We start from the raw sequence: 7,895 nt of genomic DNA on the forward strand, positions 1-7,895 counted from the left end.
TTTTAGAAGTTCTTTGAACAAACTGGACAAGTTGTATGATTTGAAGGAAAATTCATCTATATTGATTTTGTACGAACGGAGGAAAACGATGAGTACTCCCAAATATAAGCGAGTTATCTTAAAATTAAGTGGTGAAGCCTTGGCCGGAGAGCGGGGTTATGGAATTGATGCTAACGTGATCCAATCGCTGGCCAAACAAATCAAAGAAGTGGTCGAACTCGGTGTGGAAGTGGCTGTGGTTGTGGGAGGCGGCAATATTTGGCGCGGCATTCAGGGATCATCCCGCGGAATTGACCGGGCCACTGCCGATTACATGGGAATGCTCGCCACGGTGATGAACTCGTTGGCATTGCAAGATGCGTTGGAAAGCATCGATGTGCCGACCCGTGTGCAAACCGCCATTGAAATGCGACAAGTCGCCGAGCCGTATATCCGCCGGCGCGCCATTCGCCACTTGGAAAAAGGCCGGGTTGTGATCTTTGCCGGCGGAAACGGCAATCCGTTTTTCTCGACGGATACGACCTCGGCGCTCAGAGCGGCTGAGATCGAAGCAGAAGTCATTTTGATGGCCAAAAACAATGTGGATGGCGTTTACACTGCAGATCCCAAGAAAGAGCCGACCGCCAAAAAATATGATACGCTGACTTATCTGGAAATCTTGAACAAAGGCTTGAAAGTAATGGATTCCACAGCTTCGTCCTTGTGTATGGATAACGACATTCCGCTCATTGTTTTTAATATCTCCGAAGAAGGAAACATTCGGCGTGTGCTTTTGGGAGAGCAAATCGGAACATTGGTAAAAGGGAGTGTGTAAGCATATGGATGAAGTAAAAAAGCAAGCTCAGGAGAAGATGGAAAAGGCACTGCAAGTCTTAAAAAAAGATTTGGTTTCAATTCGTGCCGGACGGGCCAATCCTTCATTGTTGGATAAAGTGGTCGTGGAATATTACGGTTCGGAAATGCCCGTGAACCAAGTCGCCAATATTTCCACTCCGGATCCCCGCACCTTGCTGATCCAACCGTGGGACAAATCGGTATTGCCGGAAATTGAACGCGGGATTTTAAAATCCGAGCTTGGGTTGAACCCCAACAATGACGGTTCCGTGATCCGCATCACCATCCCGGCTTTGACAGAAGAACGGCGCAACGAATTGGTCAAACTGGTCCGTAAAACAGGCGAAGATGCCAAAGTGGCGATTCGCAACATCCGTCGTGATGCCAACGACACATTGAAAAAAATGGAGAAAAACGGGGAGATTCCGGAAGACACCCTGCGCCGTGGCCAAGATGAAGTCCAAAAACTGACGGATCAATATATTAAAAAAGTGGATGATGTGGTTGCGGACAAAGAGAAAGAAATTCTGGAAATCTGAGGAATGATCTCATCGGGTGAAAACCCCTTCTTCACAGAGGGGGTTTTCTGGCTAAATCAGGAAATTGTTGGAGGAAAAAGGTTGATTCGTACCTAAGATATTTTGAGACCTATTTGCGGAGGAATGTTCTATGATCAAATCCATGAAGCGTTTGATGGGATCCAAGGGGAATGAAACTTCATCCGCCGAAGATTTGTTAGAAAAGATCAAAAAAGCGCCCATGCCCAAGCATGTGGCGATTATCACCGACGGAAACGGACGCTGGGCCAAAAAAAGGGGAATGCCGCGCACGGCCGGTCATGCCGCGGGAATGAAACGGATCCGCGAAATTATCCGGGCCGCCGATGATCTGGGGGTTGAAGTATTAACCTTTTACTCCTTCTCAACGGAAAACTGGAAAAGACCCAAAGACGAAGTGGAGTATCTGATGAAGCTGCCCATGGAGTTTTTGAAAACCGATTTGCAAGAGTTGATGAAGCGAAACGTCAAGGTCCGGATTTTGGGCGGGATCAGCAAGACACCGGATTATACGCAAAAAGCGTTGATGGAGTTTGAGGAAAAAACCAAAGACAATACCGGGTTGATATTGAATTTTGCCATTAACTACGGGGCAAGAAGCGAGATCATAGAGGCTGTTCACCGGATTATAGAAGACATTGAAAATGGTCATATTGATAAAGGAGAAGTCAATGAAGAATTGATGAGCGAGTATCTGTTGACCAAAGGATTGCCGGATCCCGATCTGGTTATCCGGACAAGTGGTGAAATCCGGGTGAGCAACTTCTTGTTATGGCAGCTTGCATACAGTGAGTTGTGGTTTACGGATGTGTTGTGGCCTGATTTCTCGTCGGAATGTTTTTACCAGGCGATCGAAGATTTCCAGCATCGTTCAAGACGCTTCGGGGCGGTGTAAATAGACAGGGGAAATAGCGATGAAACAGAGAATTATTACAGGTACATTGGGCGCTGTGATTTTTCTGGGATTGATGAGCCAAGCCTGGTTATATACAATTTGCTTGCTTGTTTTAGGAATTGTGGCCTTTATTGAATATGCAAAAATGAAAAATATTTCGCCTCGCACCCCGCAAATTTTTATCGGGGTTGCTGTGATCTTGATGGTTTTTTTGAGTGTGCTTGCCAATCAACCCAACTTCTCCGGATTCGCTTTTTTGCAAGGAATCACACCGGTCATCCTGGGGCTGATTCTGTATTTTTTGTGGATGGTCTTCAGCCGGAACCAATTTGATCTGTTTCAAATGGCTTATTTGTTTGTGGGTGCCATATACATAGGATATGGATTTTCCTATATGATGGTGACGATTTGGCAAGAGAACGGTTTGGCTTGGTCCTTGTTGATCATTTTGGCCACTTGGGCAAATGATACCGGCGCTTATTTTATCGGCAAGCGATGGGGAAAGCAGAAGCTGATGCCGGAAATCAGCCCGAATAAAACCATTGAAGGATCTCTTGGCGGAATTTTGTGCGGAACTCTTTTGAGCATCATCATCTTTTTCATTTTTCCCGATCTGGGCAATCTGTTGTTTGCCGTGGCCATTGGCGTATTGATCACCATCGTCGGTCAAATCGGGGATCTCATCGAATCGGCATGGAAAAGAAGCACGGGTGTCAAAGACTCGGGTTCACTTTTGCCGGGGCATGGCGGATTTTTGGATCGTTTTGACAGTTTGCTGTTCACGTTTATCATTTTACACTTTGTTCAACTTCTGTGATGACTGAAAGGGGCTATGGAATGTTAGAAAAGGTGGCTATTCTCGGTTCCACTGGGTCCATTGGAACAAGCACACTGGCGGTAATCAGAGAGCACCCTGAACAATTTGAAGTGGTCGCTTTGGCGGCCGGGAACAATGCAAATTTGATGATACAACAAGTGAAGGAATTTCAGCCCCGGTTGGTGTCCATGGCCACCCGGGAAGCGGCTGAAGCCGTGAAGCGGGAAGTGGGGGACGAGGTTCGTGTCATGTGGGGAGACGAAGGCTTGAAGGAGGTTGCAGCAAGTCCGGACTCCACCTATCTTGTCTCCGCTTTGGTCGGAAGCAAAGGCTTGGTCCCGACCCTGGAAGCCATTCGGGCAGGAAAAAAGATTGGATTGGCGAATAAAGAGACCCTGGTCACAGCCGGCCATATTGTGACAGCGGAAGCCAAAAAACATCAAGTGCCGTTGTTGCCGATCGACAGCGAGCATTCTGCACTTTTTCAATGTCTTCATGGTGAGCGGATGGATGATGTGGAAAGGGTGATCATCACAGCGTCCGGGGGGGCGTTTCGTGATTGGAGCCGGGAAGAATTGGTTGATGCAACTGTGGAACAAGCGTTAAATCATCCGAACTGGGCAATGGGAAACAAGATCACCATTGACAGTGCCACGATGATGAACAAAGGATTTGAAGTGATTGAAGCGCACTGGTTATTTGATTTTCCTTATGAGAAAATAGATGTAGTCCTTCATCCGCAGAGTGTCATCCATTCGATGGTTGAATTTAAAGACGGTGCAGTGATGGCTCAATTGGGCACCCCGGACATGAGGGTTCCGATTCAATATGCTTTGTCTTACCCCAAACGGATGCAACTGACGACAAAACGCTTGGATTTTGTTCAATTATCCCGGCTCGATTTCAAAGAAATGGATTTCAAACGGTATCCTTGTTTGAAAATGGCTTATGATGCCGGGAAAACCGGGGGAACGGTGCCTGCTGTGTTAAATGCAGCGAATGAAGTGGCGGTGCAAACCTTTTTACAAGGAAAATGTACTTTTTTGGCCATTGAAGAGATTATCGAGCGGACGCTGGATGCACATCAGGCGGTCAGCAATCCGTCGTTGGAAGAAATTGAAGAAGCAGACAGATGGGCCCGCCAATTTGCACAAGACGGTCTTGTTCCGTTGGCTTAGATTTAAGGCGTGTGATCAACCAGGGTGGTGATGAATAGTCCATGCAAACCATAGTGATATTTGTGTTGGTCCTGAGTTTACTTGTCTTTGTACATGAACTGGGACATTTTATCTTTGCAAAACGTGCAGGGATTCTGGTGCGGGAATTTGCCATCGGTTTCGGGCCGAAACTTTTTGCAACCAAACGAGGGGAAACGCTTTATTCCATCCGGATTTTGCCCTTGGGCGGTTATGTCCGCATGGCTGGTGAAGATGCGGAGATGGTTGAAATCAAAACGGGGACGATGGTTTATGCGACCCAAACTCCGGAGGGGAAACTGAACCATTTGTACCTGTATGATCCGCAAGGGTTGGAAACAGAGTCTCTGATTGTCGGAAGGCTTGTGAAAGCGGATTTGGAAAGACAGCTGTATGTGGTGCTGGAAGATTCCGATGAAAATGAAGCAAAATATTTCCTGGATCCGCAAGCCAATATTCATTACAGTGAAAAAACGGAACTGCAAATTGCGCCGTATGACCGCCAGTTTGGCTCCAAAACTGCCGGACAAAAGGCGATGACCATTTTTGCCGGCCCGCTGTTTAATATTGCGTTGACCATTATTCTGTTTGCCATCTACACATTTGTAACCGGAATCGAAGATCGGTTGCCGGTTGATCAGGCCATTCCGGATTCACCGGCAGCCAAGGCCGGGATCCGGGAAAATGATTTGATTGTGGCCATTAACGGCAAAAAAGTGAATACCATGGATTCGTTGCGGTATGAGTTGTTGGAATCCAAAGGGGAAACGGTGACCATTACGGTGGACAGAAACGGACAAAAACTGGATTTTCCGGTGACACCGCAAAAAAGCGGGGAAGTCTACCAAATCGGGGTTTATTTTAATGTCAATGAGATGAAAAGAGACGCCACCCTTTGGGAAGCAGCCATTGACGGGTTCAGGCAGACGTATGATTGGTCTGTCATGATCATGGACGGATTCGGGAAGTTGGTGACCGGACAGCTGGGTCTGAAAAGTTTGGGCGGGCCTGTCCAGATGGGTTCCATCACCGGTGAGGCGGCTAAGGCCGGATATGAATCACTCATCCGTTGGACCGCTCTTTTGAGCCTGAATCTGGGGATTTTTAATCTGTTGCCGATCCCGGCTTTGGATGGAAGCCGTCTGGTTTTCATCGGGATCGAGGCGGTTCGCGGCCGTCCGATCAGTCCGAACAAGGAAAGTCTGGTTCACTTTATTGGGTTCGCTTTACTGATGATGTTGATGCTCGTGGTGACTTTTAATGACATAAAAAAAGTGTTCTTCACTTGATAAAGCGGAAACCCGGCTCTGATCGATGGGCCGGTTTTCCTTTTTTGTGGCGGATGGATCTTTTTTATTTCAATGGTTTTATGTATGATAAAAAACAATGGCATTTTTTGAAAAGAGAGGGATGAATATGCGGCAAAACAATATGATGGCTCCGACACTTCGGACGGTCGGGGAAGCAGAAATGATCAGTCACCAGCTGTTGCTGCGCGGAGGATTCATCCGGCAATTAGCTGCGGGGATATATACTTTCCTGCCTTTGGGATACCGGGTTTTACATAAGGTGGAACAAATTGTGCGCGAAGAGATGGATCGCATTGGAGGTCAAGAGTTGTTGTTGCCGACACTGCATCCGGCTGAATTATGGCAGGAGTCCGGCCGTTGGGACACTTACGGGCCCGACTTGTTTACGATGCAAGACCGGCATGACCGGCCTTTTGCGATCGGACCCACCCATGAGGAAGTGATCACCGATTTGTTGCGTGGAGAAATCAATTCCTATAAAAAACTCCCGATGATTTTATACCAGATCCAAAACAAATTTCGGGATGAAAAACGCCCGCGTTCCGGCTTGTTGAGAGGGCGGGAGTTTATTATGAAAGATGCCTATTCGTTTCATTCGGATCAGGACTCGCTGAATGATACCTATGAAAAGATGTATCAGGCATACAAAAACATTTTCACCCGCATCGGTTTGGAATTTCGGGCGGTGGAAGCCGACTCCGGTGCCATCGGCGGCAAAGGCACCCATGAGTTTATGGCTTTGGCGGACGCAGGGGAAGATACAGTGGTCATCTGTGAATCCTGTGATTACTCTGCCAATGTGGAAATGGCCGAAGTGGCCGGGGAAGAAAACACTACCGATGTTGCTTCCGTGGAAGAAATGGAAAAAGTGCACACTCCGCAAAAGCGCACCATTGAAGAGGTTGCAACATATTTGGATGTGCCGGTTTCAAAGCTTGCCAAAAGCCTTGTCTTTTTGGTGGACGGGGAACCTGTGCTCGTTTTGGTGCGGGGAGATCATGAAGTGAATGATGTCAAGGTGAAAAATCTGTTGAATGCCACGGTTTGTGAGCTGGCCGATGATCAAACCGTACAGGAAATCGCAGGGGCTCCTGCCGGGTTCGTTGGACCGGTGGGCTTGAAGAAAAAAGTGAAAGTGTTGGCGGATCAGGCTGTGATGAATCAGAGTGAACTGATTGTCGGAGCCAATGAAGCCGATCATCATTTCATTCATGTTCAACCTGTGCGAGATTTTGAAGTGGATGTGACCGGCGATTTGAGAAATATCCAGGAAGGCGACAGATGCCCCCGTTGCGGTGGTGCGATTTCTCTGCGCCGCGGGATAGAAGTGGGGCATGTGTTCAAGTTGGGAACCCGCTACAGCGTGGCAATGAAGGCCGGATTTTTGGATGAAAACGGCAAAGAACAGCCGTTTATTATGGGATGTTACGGCATCGGCATCTCCCGCGCGGTTGCATCCGTTGTGGAGCAGAATCATGATGAACAGGGAATCATTTGGCCCGCTTCCATTGCCCCTTATACGGTTCACCTGATTGCGGTGAATATGAAAAATGAAGTACAGGCCAAAACCGCGGAGAAGTTGTACCAAGAATTATTGGAAGCCGGATATGAAGTATTGTTTGATGACCGTAAAGAACGGGCGGGTGTCAAATTTAAAGACGCGGATTTGTTCGGAATTCCGGTTCGGATTACCGTCGGAGCCAAAGCCGGGGATGGTCTGGTGGAGATGAAACTTCGCCGCTCGGGAGATGCGCAGGATGTAGCCGTTGAAAATGTGATCCGCGATTTACCGGAGTGGATCAAACGGGCGGACAATCCATCGTAATTCCTCCAAGGATTTTACAACCCTTCTTTTCTGCATGAGAAGAAGGGTTTTTTGTTTGTTTATTGTGGGAATAAATGGTTTTATAAAAAAGGGTTGCATTTTTCTTGCGACCGTGATATATTACTCCTTGTCGCCGCGAAAGGCGGTGGACAAAAGGAAAAAGAACGCACCTTGAAAATGAGATATGGAAGAAGCAAGACGAGGTTGAAGAAGCTCGTTTGACGAGAATCTTCACACGTCGCTTGTCAAGTTGCAATCACCGGGAGAAGTAATCTCCAAGAGAGCCAGTAGGGTAAGCTACTAAGGGCACACGGTGGATGCCTTGGCGCCAGGAGCCGATGAAGGACGGGACGAACACCGATATGCCCCGGGGAGCTGTAAGTGAGCGTTGATCCGGGGATGTCCGAATGGGGGAACCCGCCAGCTTGAAGAGCTGGCACCGCCATCTGAATCCATAGGAT

7 protein-coding genes and 1 rRNA gene are annotated in these 7,895 nt (G+C 47.8%); all 8 read left to right on the forward strand.

The window, feature by feature from the left end; all coding sequences use genetic code 11:
- Positions 1-88 precede the first annotated feature (88 nt).
- On the forward strand, positions 89-814 hold the full coding sequence (gene pyrH / locus ATH33_RS07205) for a UMP kinase (RefSeq protein WP_037997206.1): 726 nt from the start codon (positions 89-91) through the stop codon (positions 812-814).
- A gap of 4 nt (positions 815-818) precedes the next feature.
- On the forward strand, positions 819-1,373 hold the full coding sequence (frr, locus tag ATH33_RS07210; protein ID WP_037997203.1) for a ribosome recycling factor: 555 nt from the start codon (positions 819-821) through the stop codon (positions 1,371-1,373).
- Positions 1,374-1,503: 130 nt separating this feature from the next.
- Entirely contained in the window at positions 1,504-2,286 is a 783-nt protein-coding gene (gene uppS, locus ATH33_RS07215) for an undecaprenyl pyrophosphate synthase (protein WP_037997201.1), read from the forward strand.
- Positions 2,287-2,305: 19 nt separating this feature from the next.
- Positions 2,306-3,103 carry a phosphatidate cytidylyltransferase gene (locus ATH33_RS07220; protein WP_037997197.1) on the forward strand — a complete coding sequence of 266 codons (798 nt, stop codon included), beginning with the start codon at positions 2,306-2,308 and terminating at the stop codon, positions 3,101-3,103.
- Positions 3,104-3,123: 20 nt separating this feature from the next.
- On the forward strand, positions 3,124-4,281 hold the full coding sequence (locus ATH33_RS07225; RefSeq protein WP_037997195.1) for a 1-deoxy-D-xylulose-5-phosphate reductoisomerase: 1,158 nt from the start codon (positions 3,124-3,126) through the stop codon (positions 4,279-4,281).
- A gap of 41 nt (positions 4,282-4,322) precedes the next feature.
- Entirely contained in the window at positions 4,323-5,588 is a 1,266-nt protein-coding gene (gene rseP, locus ATH33_RS07230) for an RIP metalloprotease RseP (protein ID WP_049720232.1), read from the forward strand.
- A 127-nt stretch (positions 5,589-5,715) separates the two neighbouring features.
- Positions 5,716-7,434 (forward strand): proline--tRNA ligase, encoded by a 1,719-nt coding sequence (locus ATH33_RS07235; protein ID WP_062843188.1) that lies wholly within the window; start codon positions 5,716-5,718, stop codon positions 7,432-7,434.
- A 290-nt stretch (positions 7,435-7,724) separates the two neighbouring features.
- Positions 7,725-7,895 (forward strand): 23S ribosomal RNA (locus ATH33_RS07240); the annotation flags it as partial.

The sequence above is a fragment of the Thermoactinomyces vulgaris genome (genome assembly GCF_003688725.1).
Lineage (GTDB): Bacteria > Bacillota > Bacilli > Thermoactinomycetales > Thermoactinomycetaceae > Thermoactinomyces > Thermoactinomyces vulgaris.